Here is a 17,837-nt window from a genome sequence, read left to right as displayed (position 1 = left end):
CATGGTGCCACCGAACCCATCACCGCCGACGCCGCAACCGGCGCAGCTGCAGCAATTCTACATCCCGGAAGAGCAGTCGGTTTACCTGCTCAGCCACGACGATGCGAGAAAGCTGAAAGACTGGGTTGCGCTATGCACAACCCAGCTCAAACAGATGGGCTACGCCGACATCGCGATGATTGGTAAGGGCGCCTACGGCTTTGTGTTCGCCGGCCGGTTGCCTTTAGAAGGCGCGCGGGACCTTGAGCATGTGTTCAAGTTTACCCGCATCACCCTGCCTCAGCACCTGCACGATCGGCTGGAAGACGAAGCCTATATTCTGGAACAGGTAGAGCACCCCCGGGTGCCCAACCTGGTCGCCTTCCACCGCGCCGGCAAACAATCGATACTGGTCATGGAGCGGGCGCCGGGCTTTAACCTGGAGGAAGTATCACTCCAGCGAGGCCGCCTGAGCCCGCGCCTGATTATCCGCATTGCCGATCAACTGGCCGATATTCTGCGCAATCTAAGGCGCGAAGCCGATAACGGGAAGCGCCCTATCGTGCACGGGGATATCAAGCCGTCCAATGTAGTGTTTGATGCAGAAAGCGAAAACATCGCCCTGATCGACTGGGGCTCCTCGGTATTTGCCCAGTTAGACGCCAACCAGCAGTTTCTCAGCCCAAGCGTGATGGAGCTGATGTCTGACAACCTGCAGCAGACCAACGCACGCCTGGGCGACGTTTACTTTATTGGCGAAGAGCAACTCTATGGCGGCCTGTCGTCCCCAAGGTTTGATGAGCAAGGTGCGGCAGCAACCCTCTACGCGCTGGCCTCCGGCCAGTCTTGCCGCTTTGGCCATTTGGCAATACCCGCCACAGCGCTTGGCTTACCCATGGAATTTGCCCGCATGCTAGACGGCATGCTCGACCCGGATCCCGCACGGCGCATGCGTGCCGGCGACCATTACCTGAAAGAGATGCCGCGCATAGGCCGCACGGTGATGATCGACCTGCCAGAACCGGTGCCCATACCTTTAGTGCCCATCTGGACACGGCTCTCTGGCCGGGAGATCGACACCGTGGTCTACAGTTCCCGTAAATCCTTTCTGCGCCAGGAAGGTGCTCCAGAAACCCTGAACGACGTCAACGACGTGCAGCTAGATCGATACTACAAAAATTTCATGCAGGGCATGGGGGAAACCGAAAAAGCATTCCTCGCCTCAGTCAGCCGGCTTGGTCGTTATCCTGTAGAAGGCGGGCTCGCGGTGCGCTGGGAAACTGACGGCGTTTACGTAGATACCTCCCTGAACCTGCACAACCCAGAGCTCAAAACCGCTTTCACTACGGCGGTGAACAACATGGTCAACCTGGCTCAGGCAATCTACCGCCAGGGCATTTTCAAAAGTTGTCTGTTCAACGCCCGAGACACCCTGCATATTGAGCGCGAGGAGCCCGAGCAGTCATTCGTTGCGCCACCAGAGATGCGACTGCCATATCAGGTGAGTTCAGCGCCGGAAGTGGAAGACCGCTCACGGGTGCACTCCTACTTTGAGGACGGGCCAGATCCGGAGGAGTTTCTGGTGCTGCCACAAACCATCATCAAATCCCTTGAGGCGCTCAACACCATCCGCCACACCGGCATGATTATTTTCGAAGCCCTGCCACGCCATCTCAAAATCCACAGCCAGTACCGCCTATTGGATCCAGAAAAAGAGGACGAGTTCCGCCAGCGGCTGGACGAAATACTGGCGGCTGTGGATCAGATAACCGGCCTGGGCGTGTCGGGCTTTATGAAAATGCCCTACAAAGACGCGCGCTTTTTCCCCTATATTGAAAAGCTGCCGGAACGTTATTACCCCAGAAACCCAAGGCAGGAAGCCACTGAGGCAAGCTAGCCTCTTATGCGCTTCGCAAACACGCGGGATTGGTTTACGATGCGCCGCCGTAAAGTGTTTCCGCTCATTCCACCAGGCTGCCATGTCCGCAAATTATCTGTATACCGACTTGTCTGGCTACTACGACTTAATGTGTGCAGACATCCATTATTATACCCAAAGCTACGGCATTCAAAGGCTGCACCGGCTTTTTGGCAATGGTGGCAACACCCACTTGGATCTGGCCTGTGGAACCGGGCCGCACATTCGCCACTTCATCGATTTCGGGTTCCAATGCAGTGGCCTGGACATAAACCAGCCCATGCTGGAACAAGCCAAAAGCCGATGCCCAGAAGCGCAGTTCTCATTAGGAGACATGTGTGATTTTGAAGTGGATGAGCCTCTCGATTTAATCACCTGCTTTTTGTATTCCATCCACTACAGCGATGGCATCGAGAAACTAACGCAGTGCATTGCCAGCGCACATCGCGCACTAAAACCGGGCGGTGTGTTTTGTTTTAACTCTGTTGATAAAAACAAGATAGACAACACGCTCTCTGAAAGGCACACAGTCAAGCAAGAGCACAGCCTGTTCACCTTCAGCTCCGCATGGCACTACCGTGGCCAGGGTGAGAAGCAATCCCTTAAACTCAGCATCAACAAAACAACGGAGGGCGTCACGCAATCATGGGATGACGAACACCCGATGGTGGCTTTGAGTTTTGAAGAGCTGACGGAAATCCTGCAGCCGTATTTTGACGTCCAACTCCTTGAACACGACTATGAGAAGATCACTCCGTGGGACAAAGCTTCAGGAAACGCGATCTTCGTATGTGTGAAAGCCTAGTTTAATGGCCTGCTTAATGGCCTGCTTAACGATGCGTTAATCGACCGAGCCACTGGATTTTCCACGCCAGCACCGGTAACCTTCTGCTCAGCTTTATCACCAGATAAACATACCTTCAAGGATTGAAGATATGCCTCAGGCAAATGGATTGCAGTTCACCGCACGTGTCGGCGAGCTTCCCGAAGATGTTTTCTCTCTCGTCAGCTTTGCGCTAACCGAAGGTCTTTCGGAGCTTTTCCATGGCCGCTTAATACTGGCCAGCACGGATTCTGCTATTCAGGCCGCTGATGTACTGGAGCAGCCGGTAGATCTGGTGGTCTGGCAGGACGGCATACCCCTTCGCCGTTTTACCGGCGTAGTGAACGAGTTTGCACGGGGTGACACTGGCCATCGTCGCACCCGCTATGAGTTGATCATTCAGCCTCCCATATGGCGCCTAGGGCTGATGCGCAACAGCCGTATTTTCCAAACCCAAACCACAGACACCATCGTGCGTACTCTTTTGGAAGAGCGCGGCATTGTGAACTCGGTGTTTGATTTGAAGCGCACCCCACAGGAGCGGGAGTACTGCGTTCAACATCGGGAAAGCGACCTCGCATTCATGGAACGGTTGGCTGCAGAAGAAGGTTGGCACTACCGCTACCAACACGGCAGCGTAGAGGGGGACGAACAACCCGGCCTAATCATAGCCGACCATCACGGCGATGCGCCTCGGTTGGAAGCTGTCGAATATAACGGCAAAGCAGGCGGAAGCACCAAGCAGCCTGCGGTATTCCGCTTCCGCCACGAAGAGCGGGTTCGTGCCGCCTCCGTGGCGATGAAAGACTACACCTTCAAGAACCCATCCTATGCGTTGATGCACGAGCAGAACGCAACCAGTGCCAACCACCGCCAAGACTATCAACACTTCGACTACCCGGGTCGGTTCAAAGCCGACGCCAGCGGTCAGCCGTTTACAGGCGCTCGGCTTGACGCCCTCAGAAACGACGTCAGCATCGCCAACGGCGAAAGCAATCGCCCAGACTTCACCTGCGGCGCCAAAGTGGAACTCACCAACCACGACAGCAATAAACTGAACCGGGAATGGCTACTTACCGCCATTACTCACGTGGGCGAGCAACCCCAGGCCCTGGCAGAAGAAGGCGGCTCTAAACCGACCACTTATCACAACCTGTTCAGCGCTGTTCCGGCCACCAAAACCTGGCGGCCACTGTGCAATCACCGCCCCCTAATGGACGGGCCCCAAATTGCCATCGTTACCGGCCCGGAAGGCGAAGAGATTCACTGCGACGAATATGGGCGGGTAAAGGTAAGGTTTCCCTGGGACAGATACAGTAAGAACGATGAACACAGCAGTGCCTGGCTGCGCGTGAGCCAAGGCTGGGCAGGCGGCCAGTATGGTTTCATGGCACTGCCAAGAATCAGCCACGAAGTGATCGTCTCCTTCCTCGATGGCGACCCGGATCAGCCCATCATCACAGGAACAACACACCACGCCACCAACACACCGCCCTACTCCCTGCCCGAGCACAAAACCCGCACCACCCTGAAAACCCAGACACACAAGGGCAAAGGCAGTAACGAGCTACGCTTTGAAGACGAAGCAGATAAACAGCAAATCTACATCCACGCTCAAAAAGACCTCGACCTGCTCACCGAAAACAACCGCACCGAAGTCATCAAAAATGACAGCCATTTAACCGTTGAGAATGACCGGTTCAGCCACGTGAAAGCCAACGATCACACAACCGTAAATGGCGAACACCGGGAAAAAATCGGCGGCGACTACAGCCTCGCAGTTAACGGCAGCCATCACAGCAAATTCGGCAAAGCGCAGCTCGTCGAAGCCGGCAATGAAATCCACCACAAAGCGGGCTTAAAGATTGTCATCGAAGCAGGCGCAGAGGTAACTCTGAAGGCTGGTGGTAGCTTTGTGAAGGTGGATCCGAGTGGGGTGACTATTTCTGGGCCATTGGTGCGGATGAACTCTGGGGGCGGGCCTGGGAGTGGTGCATCCGCAGCCGCCAAGGTTCCTGCATTACCTAGTTCTGAAGGGCCCGAGCGCATTGGTGGTAATTCAGCCAAGCTTGCCCTTAACGACCAGCGGAGTAATGCGACTGCGGAAGCACAGCACCCTGTTACCGATTATTCAGCTTTACTGAAAGAATCCACCAGTAAGGGCGCCTCGATCATTTCTGACTGCGAGTACGATGAGCATGGACGCTGCACTCTACATCAGCACTCTTGACCAATTATCAGTAGCTTCCGGTAAGCCTGCGTTGTCGGATTTCGCCGTAATCGACTTGGCAGGGTCGCCAGGGTTTCTGACATCCTTATATGGCGCCATGGATCGGGGCCCCATCCGATGGGATTCCCTTCTGGAGCTTACCCGGTGGCAGAGCGGATGGCAGTTTGGCCCCATTTTGGTTGATTTGCGTGGCCGGGCTGACTTTCAGGCAATAGTTACGGACACCCTGACAGCCGGAGCGATAGGCATACTGATTAAAAACAGCCTGGACTATGAAGAGACTCTGGCCTGGAGCAGAAGCCGCCTCTTTGCATTGGCAGAATCTGATGATCGCCTGTTTCGTTTCTATGAACCTCGCTCCCTGAAAGCGCTTTTGGCTGCGTTAGGAACCCGAACACAGGGACTTTTACCGTTAAATTGGATGTTGTTCTGGCACGACACGAATCAGTGGTTAAGTTGGCAGGATCATAGTGAAATAAAGCCGGGTTCGTCTGTTTTGGAATGGAGGCTGTCCGAATCACAGCTGGGTAGTTTGCCTGATTATCGAATGGCAGACCGGGCCTGTCGTTGGGCTTCGGTGTACGACGACCATCTCAGTTCTGACGGAGATAAGCGCCTATGGGTGCTGGAGCAGCTACAGCATGCTCATGATCACGGGTTTCTTAAGGTTGCCCAGCAGGAACGCTGGCTGAGATTGGCCATTCAGAGTGGCGCACCTCTATTGTCCGATTCGGCATTCAGAGCCTTGGTGGAAAATGCTGATATGACCGACGAAGATCGTCTTGAAGCAATGGAATGCTTAATGGAGTACGACCATGCAACAACATAAAGTCCAGGCTGGCGAAACCCTTTCTGGCATTGCCTCTCGCTACAAGGTATCGCTGGGTGCGATCAAGGCCGAGAATCCAATTATCGAAGATGTGAACCACATTGAAACAGGGTGGAATCTGTTGGTTCCCACGGCCGCCGAACCGACGAAGTCCCTACCGCCAGCACAGTCTGCTAACGATGATTCGTCGGACGATACTGAATGCTCTGACTGCGCCTTAGAATGTGTAGCCCTTGTTCAACTTACCGACGATGACGAGCAGGTGTTTGCTCTGACCGAAATCCAACTGAAAGAGCTTGAAGAAGAAATCCGTCTTCTGAACGAGCCCATTGCGGAACTGGCTGAGGCAGAGAAAGGTGTTGCAGACAAGATTCCTGAAGCAAGGGCAAAGGCCTGGGGCAAGCTGAAGGCATTGGGTGCACTACCGAAACCGGATCACAGCACCACTGCCCGGGAGTTGCTGGCGGATTATGAAGCCCGCTGGAAACGTGAACAGGAACGCCTGGAGCATCAGCGTCGCCGAAAGAAGCGGATCAACTATGAAATTGACAACGTTCGCAACCAGATCCTGATTCCAGGCAGAGAGCGTAATTTCCAGAATCCGAGAGACAAGCTCTCGCTTCAGTTTTTCACCGTCTATTGCAGCGAACTGGAATCTACGCTTGATTTTGTTGATAACAAAATAAAAGCCCACGAGGAAGCCACAAAAAGCTCTGAGCAAGACCTTACCCGCATGGATGAGCGCCTGAAGCTCCTTCGGGCAGCACTGGAAGCAGAAATTGAATACCGGGTGGCAGAAAAATCCGAAAAGTCTAAGTCGACAGTTGCCCAGCTTCGTTACGAAGCGGACGAGCTTAAAGAGGCTACCCTTTGGCCAAGCTACATCTCCGAAACGGATGTCGCAGACCTGGCCTCAAAGACCAAACGGTTTCGGGAGCTGGATGATGACCTGCTCCCATACATGGATTATGTCATCGAGTATTCCACCAAGGTCAGCCCTGTGATCCGGCTGGTCATGTTGATGGCCGATGATACGGTGCAACCATACCGCAAACGCCAAGAAGAACGCCGGTCATTGATGACCGGTATCGAGAAAAAACTGAGAGAGCTGGTAGACAACAGTACCCCGGTAGAACATATCGCGAGGCCCCAGGTGGCCTCGATGAAGCGCCATCCTCTGGTGGAAATCAAACACACCGGTACCGGCGGCTACCGCTACATGCGTCGGGAAATGGCGGATCAGCTGCGCAGAAACTGGAAATCCCTGAAAACTTCGGATGTCCGGACAGCCATGCAGGCGAAGGACTTCAAACGCGCCTGGGGCGATGCTAAAGAGGCACTAAAGACCAGCAAAACCCTGTCGCTCAAACTGGGTGAATGGAAGAACAAGGACGACAATTTCTTCAACCGACTTGAAGTGGAGCTTCTTAAAAAAGAAGTATCCACCGAGGATGGTCGCTTCGCAGCCAGCGCCGAGGCCCAGATGTTCCGCTTCGCCGCCCAGTGCGGCCTGGCCAATGCCTACGACCCGGAAAAAAATGAAGCCTACATCGGCGGAAAGCTGGAAGGTGCGTACAGCCTCATGCAGGGTGAGGCCGTACTTAAGGCTCAGATCCCGAACGAACTGGGCTCAGAATTAATCCTGAAGTACGAGAACCATGAGGGCAATCTGACGGAGCTCAACTGCGGCTATTTCCGGGCGGATGCCGAGTACCGCATCCGAGGGTTCGCAGGAGCCTGCGCATCCCTTGCAGCCCGTGCGACGATTTCCAGCGCGCCGGGGAATGTGGGAATTTCCGGTGAAACCAACGGGGAAGCTTTTGCGGGTGCCAGCCTGAGTAATGAGGCGACGTTTGGAGTTAAGTGGAAGGGAGCTTATCAAAAAGTCACTGAATCTCAGCCTAGCGGATCCAAACCTGGTTCCGTCAGCGATAAACAGCGTGACACTGATTCCCAATACCTGTCGTTGCTGGAGGTTAAAGGTGAGCTAGCTGTTTCTGCGGGCATTGGTGGCGGATTTGATTTCAGAATTGGCCTCCAGGAAAGCAAATTGGTGGCCTATGTGAAGGGTCATCTGGTACTCGGGCCCGGTGGCGGCGGTGGCATCGCTGCGGAGCTGAACGGTGCCCAGATTTGGGAACTGGTTAAGTTTGTTCGGTGGTCTCTGGAACAGAGTGACTTCAGGTTCCTGGACTGGATTGATGATAAGGCATTCGAACATCTCAGCTTCTTGATCAAAGCCTTCGCCGTATCTAAAGAGGATGTCGTTAGCTTCTTTAGTTACGACCTGTTTGAAATTCAGAGTTACTGGGAAAACTTGAATGCGGTTGGCACTAGGGTGCGTGATATTGCGCAGGGTGTTCTGGAAAATGGCAAGCTAACAGAGCTTACCCCCCTGACGAAGGCGGAACTTCTGGATACGTTGTTAGAAAACAGCTCCGGCTTGTTAAGCTTTCAGGATCCATACAGAGAAATCGCGGATCAGGCTTTGATTGAAATTCTTGAGACAATCGATAGACACAGGGAGTTTGTTGAAGTCCTCAAGCGAATGGGAAATGAAAAGCGTAAAGGTGGATTTCAGGACCTTAAAAACAACTACGCTGAGCTAATTGTAAAGAGGCTCTTCCGTTCTGCCCTGGCAGAACGGGCCGAGACATGGCTATCCACTCTGGCTGTGCGATGACACCTGCCTGTTTGTCTTGGCCTTTTAATTCTCCATGGCGCACCTCATGCCCCGTGTCTCTGCCGCAAGCTTGGGGGAACCTTTTCTTCTGGTAACTGTGGTATTACCTACGAACTCTTCGTAATCTCCCCCTCGGAGAACTCTGTAGGAATCTCCGAACATGCCCTTTTCGCCATCGTCTGGGCCAGGAGGGTTACTACTCGGTGAGTTTTGATAGTAGTTCTTGGTGTAATAGTCTTTTACCCACTCTCCGGCATTGCCGGACATATCATATAAGCCCAGCGGGTTTGGCGGAAATGTGCCCGGCGGTGTGGGCATGGCAGCTTTACGGGGTGAGGTGTCGTACCTACTATTTTTGACTTCAGCGGCCATGGTGACACCTTCAATTGCTTCACCGTTCTCGGTCGCATAGCGAAGCATTTGTCCGCGGGCTCGTGCAGTAAATTCCCACTCAGCCTCTGTGGGAAGTCGTACTTCGCTGCCGGTTTTTTTCCCCATCCATTGACAGAAGGCATTCGCATCTACCCAGGATGTGACGGCTGGCAATTCATCGTCAAAACGTTCGGGCATTTCATCTCTTTTGTTGTCATAGCGATCATCGGATGGCTCATACCCCGTCACCTCCATAAACAACTCAAAATCCCCCTGAGTCACCTCATACTTCTGGATATAGAAGTCATCCAGGATCACACGGTGAACCGGAATCGTGTCACTACGGACACTCCACCCCCCTGGATTTCCCATCATGAACTCACCCCCCTCCACGAACACCATGGCATCCATCTGGCGCCCTACCATGTCCTTTGCCTGTGATTCGTAATAAAAGCTGCAGCCGGGCAGGCCAATGGCGCTGATCAGCAAGCAGGGGAGAAAACGGGTGAGCGTTCGATGTGTATTCATGGGTGCGGTGTCCTTTCCGGCTTGTACTGATAATGGAACAGGATTCTACCGGAATGCCTCGGGAGGCTCCATGAAGAAAACCTCACCCCCTTATAACCAGCTGCTCCTACAACGCTTAAGGCCGACGCCAGCTGCAAAGCAAGGCAAAAAGCAAAGAGAATAACGAGCACAGCAGCGCATGGCTGCGCGTGAGCCAAGGCTGGGCAGGCGGCCAGTATGGTTTCATGGCACTGCCAAGAATCGGCCACGAAGTGATCGTCTCCTTCCTTGATGGCGACCCGGATCAGCCCATCATCACAGGAACAACACACCACGCCACCAACACACCGCCCTACTCGCTGCCTGAGCACAAAACCCGCACCACCCTGAAAACTCAGACACACAAGGGCGAAGGCAGCAACGAGTTACGCTTTGAAGACGAAGCAGATAAACAGCAAATCTACATCCACGCTCAAAAAGACCTGGATCTGCTCACCGAAAACAACCGCACCGAAGTCATTAAAAACGACAGCCATTTAACCGTTGAGAATGACCGGTTCAGCCAGGTTAAAGCCAACGATCACACAACCGTGGATGGCGAACACCGGGAAAAGATCGGTGGCGACTACAGCCTCGCAGCTAACGGCAGCCATCACAGCAAATTCGGCAAAGCGCAGCTCGTCGAAGCCGGCAATGAGATTCACCATAAAGCGGGCATGAAGATTGTTATCGAAGCCGGCGCAGAAGTGACTCTGAAAGCCGGTGGCAGCTTTGTGAAGGTCGATCCGAGTGGGGTGACTATCTCTGGGCCGCTGGTGCGGATGAATTCTGGGGGTGGGCCTGGGAGTGGCACCGCTGCAGCTGTTAAGGCTCCGGACCTTCCGCAAGCCATGACTGCAGCCGGAGAAAAAACGGCTCCGGGCGGATTGGCCAATGTGGAGCAGCGCGCGGATGCGGCACCACGCGCCGCGAATGCAACGGGTTTCGCCGCCGCCTCGGCGACGACTGCCACTGTAAAAGCAACACTGGCGCCTGGAAAAACGACGCTGACGCCAGCAAAAACCGTATTAAAAGAGGCTGCCAGTGCTGGCAGCCTGGCCGTTTCCGGCTGTGAGTTTGATGAGCGTGGGCGCTGCAAATTACATCAACACGATTCAAGTAATGTAAGCCAATCAACAGCCAAAACAAACACAACCAGCACCTCAATATCGAGCAGCGCAGGCAGCAAAGAAGACGCAGCAGATCACGCTGAGCCAGGATTTCACGTTGTTCGAGAGGTCATGAGTAAAAGTGCTCTGCTGCAAAGCTTGTATGGCGACGCTTCTGCCAAGCCGGACAGTTTTGATCGTCTGAACCCCAACATCCGCGAACGGGTTCTGCCAGGCGAAATGATCATACTCGGTGATCCAAACATGTTGGAGTGCACCCAGGAAGAAGCCGATTTGATGAAGGTTGCCAGTCAGGTCAACCAGAAAGTGCGTGCGCTTGATGCGAAAGAAGCTCAGTTTCTAACCGATCATTACGATTTGCTGGAAACGATGACGTCCAATTCAGCCACCGGCATGGGCGCGGGGGCCATGATGATTTCCAGACAAATTAAGGGTATCGATTCAACGCTGCGTGACCTCGAAGTATTGCACCAAACGACCTACAGCAAACACGGCCACCTCAACAGCCCGGATTTCTTTGCGAAGCGCAAACAGCTTTTCAAACAACTGGACTTTGCATTGGGCAATATTGCCCGCAAGGGCATGTCGCTGAACGACAACCCCAAGCTCAAGTCCGCGCTGGGGCTTTCCTCCAAGAGTATCGTGCATAGCTGGAAGCAATCCGGCGTTGGTGATATACCGGGCTACGCGACGCACTATGACAAGCTCGCGACTGGTGCCAAATACGCCAGGGCCGGTGGCTATCTAGCGATGGCATTGGATGCTAGTGTTTCAGGTATAAAAATTCATGAGGTGTGCACCAGCGGTAATCCTCAAGAATGTACGAAAGTAAAGTACACGGAAGGTGGCAGACTGGCGGGCAGTGTAGGTGGTGGCACAATGGGTGCGGCGGCCGGTTCTGCATTATGTGGGATAGCCGCTGTTACAACCGCCGGTATCGGTGGCCTGGCATGTGTCATTATTTTGGGGGGAGCGGGCTCTGCTACTGGCGGCTATGCTGGGGGAGCTGTCGGTGAATACCTGGGCGACCAACTCTATAGGCATGTTGACGATGACTGATTCCGGAGCGCCCATCGCGCTATTCTTTGGTATCGGAGGAATGGGACTGATGCTAATTGCTCAGATCGTAATTTTGACGATTGCTTTTCCCAAAATCCGCCGAATCGAAGAGCTTATTTCCTCCGGCCCCGAGTATTCTGCGTTGCGGTTGAGGAAAGTATGGGGGGGAGGGCCCTATGGTCGGTTGATGCGAACAACATACGTATGGAGGTACCTGGCGATGCGAAAGATACCGTTTGGGCACTTCAGGCGCTCGGCTGCGAATTTTGGCGATCCAGATATGGACATACCTATCGGTCTGCGACTTTGTGCGACAGTTCCTTCTGGCATGATGTTTCTGGGTGGCGCAACTTTTTTCATTGCGGTGGAATTCATGCCTGGATTCGAATACTGACTACAGTACTACTTGATTTCAGAGCGGTAGGCTGGGCCAGGTAAGAATGCCAAACCTGGCAAATCGTCATCGAGGCCGGTGCTGAGGTGACCCTCAAGGCCGGTGGTAGCTTTGTGAAAGTGGACCCCAGCGGCGTAACCGTGTCCGGGCCGATGGTGAAGATGAATTCTGGCGGTGGGCCTGGGAGTAGTACCGTTGTCGCTGCTAAGGCTTCCAGACTGCCCCAGGCCATGACGACAATCGGAGAAAAGATCGCTCCGACCGGATTGGCCGACGTTGGGCAGCGGGCGGATGCGGCGGCAGGCGCGGACAATGCAACTGGTTTCGCCGCCGCCTCAGCGACGGCTGCCACCGCTGCCCACACCTCAACATCGAGCCCCTCTGACAGCTCTCAATCGGAAGCAGATAAAGTTGACAGCAAAAAAGACACAACAGATCACGCTGAGCCCGGATTTCACGTTGTTCGAGAGGTCATGAGTAAAAGTGCTCTGCTGCAAAGCTTGTATGGCGACGCTTCTGCTAAGCCGGACAGTTTTGATCGTCTGAACCCCAACATCCGCGAACGGGTTCTGCCAGGCGAAATGATCATACTCGGTGATCCAAACATGTTGGAGTGCACCCAGGAAGAAGCCGATTTGATGAAGGTTGCCAGTCAGGTTAATGAGCAGTTGCGCACGTTGGACGAGGAAGAAGCTCAATTTCTAATCGATCACTATGATTTGCTGGAAACACTGACTTCAAGCGCCTCAACTGGTGTGGGCGCTGGCTCAGTGATGATCGCAAACCAGATCAAATCTATCGAAATTACGTTAAGAGATCTTGAGGCGCTCCATCAGGATAGTTACAAAAAGCATGGCCACCTCAATAGCCCAGAATTTTTCGAGAAGCGCCGGGGACTTTTCAAAAGACTGAATTTCTCATTGGGAAAAATCGCTCGCAAAAGCATGTCGCTGGGCGATAACCCGAAACTTAAAATCGCTCTTGGACTCTCTTCTAAAAGTATCGTGCACAATTGGAAACAATCCGGTGTCGGCAATATCCCCGGCTATGCAACCCACTACGACAAGCTGGCCACCGGCGCGAAATATGCCAAGGTTGGCGGTTATCTTGCTATTGGACTTGATATCGCAGTGACTGAAATGCGAATCAAGGAAGCCTGCACAACCGGCACGGATCAAGAATGCACTAAAGTAAAGTATAGCCAGCGTGGCCGGGTAATCGGTAGCACGGCAGGAGGCACGCTGGGGGCGGCAGCCGGCCTTGCTGGCTGCGCAGTCGTTGGTTTGACAACCGCTGGCATCGGCGGGCTCGCCTGCGCAATGTTCGTCGCGTTCGGGCTCATTCTTTTTTGCACGTTAATCATTATGACTGTGGCGTTTCCTAAGATTAGAGAAATTGAAAAGATCATATCAGCAGCCACCCTAAACCCATCAACTGGGCGTAATTTATGGGGCGGTGATCCGTTCGGTAGACTCGTTCGAACCACACAGGTTTTTTCGTTTTTAGCAATGCGCAACAGCCCCGGTCATTTTCGTCGCGCAGCTAGCAAAATAGGAAACGTCAACGCCGAAGTTTCTCGCTATTTATTTCTTTGGGCGTTCATACCGACTTTAGGGCTTTTTTCATTTGGAGGAGTTGCCTTGTGCGGCAGTCTTATTATCAGTTGATAAGCCCACTACGGCAGTCAAAAAATCTGATAGGCCAAAATGCAGGTATCGCCGCCGAAAGAAACGTATCGAATACGAAATCCACAATGTCCGCCAGCAGGTTCTTATTCCCGGCCGAGAACGCAACTTCCTGAGTTCCAGGGACAAACTATCGCTGCAGTTCTTTACTCTCTATTGCAGTGAGCTGGAATGTACGCTGTCAGGGGTCACTGACAAAATAGAAGGCCACGAAAGGCTATGAGCAGGATCTCTCCCGCATGGATAAGCGCCTGAAACTCCTTCAGGCGGCACTGGAGGCAGAAATTGAATGTCGGGCGGCAGAACAGTCCGGTAAGTCCGAATCGGAAATTGTCCGGCTTCGTTACGAAGCGAGCGAGCTTAAAGACGCTACCCTTTGGCCAAGTTACATCTCCGAAACGGATGTCGCAGGCCTGGCCTCAAAGACCAAACGGTTTCGGGAGCTGGATGATGACCTGCTCCCATACATGGATTATGTCATCGAGTATTCCACCAAGGTCAGCCCTGTGATCCGGCTGGTCATGTTGATGGCCGATGATACGGTGCAACCATACCGCAAACGCCAAGAAGAACGCCGGTCATTGATGACCGATATCGAGAAAAACTGAGCAGGTATTATACCCATATTGCATTGCAAAAACTTGAGTACAAAGCATCACATTCTGATTAGTGGTAATTCATCAGCGCTGCCTCGTTCAGATAGCGTGCATGGCTCTCTGGCAGCTCTCGCTGCTCCACAGAATTTCGTGAACCGGTGGCGGCATCGGTAATCATAACGGCAGGCTCTGCGCGATCCGGTAAAACACAGCGCAATCCGCGCTCCAGCTGTTTATGCCAAGGCCAGAAAAGCAACACACCAATCCCGTTAAACAGTGTCTGGAACATGGCCAGCTGCAACAATGTGTTATCTCCTGCGCCAAAGGCTGTCATCAAAATCTGGGAGCCCCAGGTAAGGTCAACCCACTGCCAAACTCGGTGAAACCGCTTTTAATCTGGTCAATACCCAGGGATATAGCAGAACACATCCTATTCACTCAGTTCGCGCTAGACTGGTGGGTATGAATAACCGATATGCGCTGGAGATCATTTGAAAAAGTTACTTCTGATTTGTGGCATGGCCCTGTTGATGGCGGCTGTTTTCAGCACTATAGCCCAGCCGGTTCCCATTGAGCAGAAGCTGATTAACATTCAGGCCCACGACGTGCTCGGTGATTTTCCCGGCATTGAGCAGGAGTCCGTGGAAATTCAGGCGATACTGCTGGATATGTCGGATGATCCTCTTCTGCTCCTGAAGGCTCGGGCCGCATTCATGCGCTACCCAGTCATGGCTCGAGATCTCTTTCCTCTCTACGCTGCGGAGCCGGAGTTTCGGGATATCTTGCGGCTGTATGGTGAGGACATTCTGCCACCCATCCAGCATTTCGTAAGCCGGCCCATCAGCACCATCGAATGGATGAACAAGTTTTCCGGGTCGTATGAAGCGTTTAAGCAATTCTTTTTTGACGCTCCGGAAACGGAGAGTCAGACCATAGCCAACGTCAATGAACTGTCACCGGAGGAACGAGGCTGGTACGCCGTCAATTTCATACAAAGTGAAGGCCACGATTTCCTGGGCCAGTTTATTGTCGATAATCAGGGTGCCACCAAGTGGATAGGTACAGAGCGGGTGCTGGAAGGCGTGAATCAGTTTTTCGCCAGCGGCATTCGTGATTTGGAACGGAACTACCGTTTGGGCAATGAGATTACCGCCGGCGACGTTGGCTGGGCCTCAGTGGATGTGCTGGTCTTTGCCAGTGCCGTGAAAGTACTCCGTGTTGGACGTGCGGCCGCGGTCACCACCAAAGGCGCAAGCCGGGGCACGCGCTCTGCCGCTCTGGCCGCAAGGGTTACACGCAGTGGAAAAATGGTTCTAAGCGGCGCCCGTTACGCAAAGTGGCCCCTTATGATCGGCGCCGGCTATTTAGTGATCACCCACCCGAGCATTATCAATGACCTGTTCGCAGGTGTTGCGGATGTGCTCGGCTATCCCGTGATTGCGGTTCAGTTTTTGGGCTGGCTGCTCCTGCTGATCCCTGCGCTTTACATCGGCAGCTGGCTGTTATGGTTGCTGGCGCCGCTGTTGATGGCGCTATTCCGGGCCTTGAGCCACCTAGTGGCTGCACTGAGCGGCCGGCGGCACCGTCATTCCGGATACGGTAAGCTATAGCGCAACTTTAGAGCCTTATCATCCGGGCTGCGTACAATGAAACATCTCTACTTTTGCGCTTTCGCCAGCCGGAACAACGCCTCGGGCGCCACCCGCTTTAGCCACAATGCAGCCATTTCCTTGCCTTTACCCACCGGGATCTCACGCTTTTTCGCGTTCAGTCCCTTAACCACCACTTCAGCGCAGTCGTTCACCGCCATACCACCGGCGATATCGTCATCTTCCTGCCCGAAGGCTTGGCCGTCACCTGCAAGCGCATTGCGGGAGATATCCGTGCGAATAAAACCGGGCACGATGGTCGAAACATGAACGCCTTGATCTTCCACCTCTGCACGCAGAGCATCAAAGAAGCCCATAACCGCGTGTTTGGCAGCGCAGTAACCGGTACGAAGTGGCGCACCCACCTTGCCGGCCACACTGGCTGTCACAGCAATATGGCCCGCACCACGCTCAAGCATATGGGGCAATACCGCCTTGGTAAGGGCAATCTGCCCCATTACATCTACTTCCATCAGCTGACGATAGACCGACATATCTGTGTCCAAACACAGCGAACGCTGAGATACACCGGCGTTGTTTATTAGCAGATCAATGTGACCAAACCGGTCGAGCACGGTCTGTACTGCGCCAGGCAACGCCTCCCAGGCTGTAACATCCAGAGGCAGTACCAAAACCTGATCCGCGCCAAGGCCTTTTTCCCGGCAACGCGCGGCCACGCGTTCCAGCTCGCTTTCCCTGCGGGCGGAAAGGACCAGCCGGGCCCCCTCCTGCGCGAATCGAACAGCCAACGCTTCGCCGATGCCCGCAGAGGCGCCAGTTATCCAAATTGTTCGGTCAGACATTACCGTTTACTCCAAAAAAAGGTTAACCAAAGAAAAGCGCGAATCAAGCTTTTGCAACTTATGAGTCTAACGAAAATCTTCGACAACACGAACACTTGCAAAGGGAGTTGCCGACGTGAGTATTCGGTGCCAAAATTTCAAACCGAAACAGCCAATCGCTTCAACAAGGAGAATTTAATAGTCGCAGCCGGCGGATTTCTTTCTTTTTTCAAAAAATAACCACCAAACAGGACACTTATGACTTTTCACCTCGAACTCGCCCCACTGATTAGCCTAGGCGCCGGTATTGGCATTCTAGTATTCCCCCGCCTTCTCAATTACATCGTTGCAGGCTACCTGATTGCACTTGGTGTTCTAGGGCTGCTGGGGCACTCGCTATAACATGTAGCATTTGGCGACAAGGCGCGAGCCTACGTCGCCTGTAGGAAATATCTCACAAGCCCACGAGCCAATGTCCGGTACCCCACACATCCACTCCCTCTATAATAGGCGTCGTCAGGGATGACAAGCCAGCAAGGAACGCCGGCACCAAGGATGAAATGCTCAGGATGAGCTGTAGCCTGAAGGATCAGGCAGGGGTCAGCCACGGAATCGGGGGATCACACGGAATGTGACCCCTGCCCGTGCACTGCTTCTCACAGACACTCTGTTTTCTTGATTGTTGTTCCTTCTCAGCCTGCCAAAGCCCAAAACCCGCTCCTGCTGTATTGCGCCCTGACTCATAACCATAACTATGCACGTCAGTCTCAGGAGTCATACACATGAAACACACATCTTTTTTCGCCACACTCGTACTGTTGTTCAGCCTAGCAACCGGATTTGCTTATGCCGAACAGCCGGCCGTTAATATCAACAGCGCTGACGCGATCACCCTAGCTGATCTCGACGGCATTGGTGCCAGCAAGGCCGAAGCCATCATCGCTTATCGCGAAGCAAACGGCCCCTTCGAAACAGCACAGGACCTTTCAAACGTGAAAGGTATTGGCGCGCGCACCGTTGAAAAGAACACCGAGCGCTTAACTGTAAAATAAGCGGTGGAGAACAATCTCCTACCACTTGGCAAGAGCGGCGGCTTCTGGCCGCCGCTCTTGCGCATTTCCACCTGCAACCCTGCCCCCTACACCACAAAAGTCGTCTGGCA

Annotated in this window: 14 protein-coding genes and 1 pseudogene; 12 read left to right on the top strand and 3 right to left on the bottom strand. The window is 53.6% G+C overall.

Features of this window, described 5'->3' with window-relative positions:
- Position 1: 1 nt before the first annotated feature.
- From CPH80_RS19980 to CPH80_RS19960, 5 genes are all read left to right on the top strand, one after another.
- Complete coding sequence (locus CPH80_RS19980; protein WP_096280749.1) at positions 2-1,876, top strand: protein kinase domain-containing protein; 1,875 nt, start codon at positions 2-4, stop codon at positions 1,874-1,876.
- Positions 1,877-1,958: 82 nt separating this feature from the next.
- A complete protein-coding gene (locus tag CPH80_RS19975) occupies positions 1,959-2,702 on the top strand; it encodes a class I SAM-dependent DNA methyltransferase (RefSeq protein ID WP_096280746.1) in 744 nt (247 codons plus the stop codon).
- A gap of 130 nt (positions 2,703-2,832) precedes the next feature.
- A complete protein-coding gene (locus CPH80_RS19970; protein WP_096280743.1) occupies positions 2,833-4,950 on the top strand; it encodes a type VI secretion system Vgr family protein in 2,118 nt (705 codons plus the stop codon).
- Positions 4,913-5,779 (top strand): DUF4123 domain-containing protein, encoded by an 867-nt coding sequence (locus CPH80_RS19965; RefSeq protein WP_096280740.1) that lies wholly within the window; start codon positions 4,913-4,915, stop codon positions 5,777-5,779. Before CPH80_RS19970 ends, CPH80_RS19965 begins: the two co-directional genes overlap by 38 nt.
- Positions 5,766-8,462, top strand: a complete 2,697-nt coding sequence (locus CPH80_RS19960; RefSeq protein ID WP_096280737.1) for a LysM peptidoglycan-binding domain-containing protein — start codon at positions 5,766-5,768, stop codon at positions 8,460-8,462. The genes CPH80_RS19965 and CPH80_RS19960 overlap by 14 nt, the downstream gene beginning before the upstream one ends.
- Positions 8,463-8,486: 24 nt before the next feature.
- Here CPH80_RS19960 and CPH80_RS19955 read toward each other — a convergent pair whose 3' ends face one another.
- Complete coding sequence (locus tag CPH80_RS19955; protein WP_096280735.1) at positions 8,487-9,362, bottom strand: formylglycine-generating enzyme family protein; 876 nt, start codon at positions 9,360-9,362, stop codon at positions 8,487-8,489.
- Positions 9,363-9,517: 155 nt separating this feature from the next.
- On the opposite strand from CPH80_RS19955, the pseudogene CPH80_RS19950 reads away from it, so the two are divergent.
- The 4 genes and pseudogenes from CPH80_RS19950 to CPH80_RS19930 form a co-directional block, all read left to right on the top strand.
- Positions 9,518-10,196: pseudogene (locus CPH80_RS19950) on the top strand (type VI secretion system Vgr family protein); the annotation flags it as partial.
- A 1,365-nt stretch (positions 10,197-11,561) separates the two neighbouring features.
- Positions 11,562-11,963: a hypothetical protein gene (locus CPH80_RS19940; RefSeq protein WP_096280732.1), complete on the top strand. Its 402-nt coding sequence runs from the start codon at positions 11,562-11,564 to the stop codon at positions 11,961-11,963.
- Between the two features lie 86 nt (positions 11,964-12,049).
- The gene (locus CPH80_RS19935) at positions 12,050-13,630 is read left to right on the top strand and encodes a hypothetical protein (protein ID WP_096280729.1); all 1,581 of its coding nucleotides are present in this window, start codon (positions 12,050-12,052) and stop codon (positions 13,628-13,630) included.
- Positions 13,631-13,887: 257 nt separating this feature from the next.
- Positions 13,888-14,256 (top strand): hypothetical protein, encoded by a 369-nt coding sequence (locus CPH80_RS19930; protein WP_096280726.1) that lies wholly within the window; start codon positions 13,888-13,890, stop codon positions 14,254-14,256.
- 58 nt (positions 14,257-14,314) lie between these two features.
- Here the strand turns inward: CPH80_RS19930 and CPH80_RS19925 are convergent, their stop codons facing one another.
- Positions 14,315-14,548 carry a hypothetical protein gene (locus CPH80_RS19925; RefSeq protein WP_096280723.1) on the bottom strand — a complete coding sequence of 78 codons (234 nt, stop codon included), beginning with the start codon at positions 14,546-14,548 and terminating at the stop codon, positions 14,315-14,317.
- 187 nt (positions 14,549-14,735) lie between these two features.
- Here CPH80_RS19925 and CPH80_RS19920 point away from each other — a divergent pair, with 187 nt between their 5' ends.
- Positions 14,736-15,854, top strand: a complete 1,119-nt coding sequence (locus CPH80_RS19920; protein WP_096280720.1) for a hypothetical protein — start codon at positions 14,736-14,738, stop codon at positions 15,852-15,854.
- Between the two features lie 47 nt (positions 15,855-15,901).
- Here the strand turns inward: CPH80_RS19920 and CPH80_RS19915 are convergent, their stop codons facing one another.
- Entirely contained in the window at positions 15,902-16,696 is a 795-nt protein-coding gene (locus tag CPH80_RS19915; RefSeq protein ID WP_096280717.1) for an SDR family oxidoreductase, read from the bottom strand.
- Between the two features lie 237 nt (positions 16,697-16,933).
- Here CPH80_RS19915 and CPH80_RS19910 point away from each other — a divergent pair, with 237 nt between their 5' ends.
- Together CPH80_RS19910 and CPH80_RS19905 are read left to right on the top strand one after the other, a co-directional pair.
- On the top strand, positions 16,934-17,077 hold the full coding sequence (locus CPH80_RS19910) for a DUF3096 domain-containing protein (RefSeq protein WP_096280715.1): 144 nt from the start codon (positions 16,934-16,936) through the stop codon (positions 17,075-17,077).
- Between the two features lie 380 nt (positions 17,078-17,457).
- Entirely contained in the window at positions 17,458-17,727 is a 270-nt protein-coding gene (locus CPH80_RS19905; protein WP_096280712.1) for a ComEA family DNA-binding protein, read from the top strand.
- The last annotated feature ends 110 nt before the right edge of the window (positions 17,728-17,837 follow it).

The organism is Marinobacter sp. LV10R510-11A (genome assembly GCF_900215155.1).
Classification (GTDB): domain Bacteria; phylum Pseudomonadota; class Gammaproteobacteria; order Pseudomonadales; family Oleiphilaceae; genus Marinobacter.
Note: the sequence above shows the minus strand (reverse complement) of the source record. Positions and strands in the feature narration are given on the sequence as shown.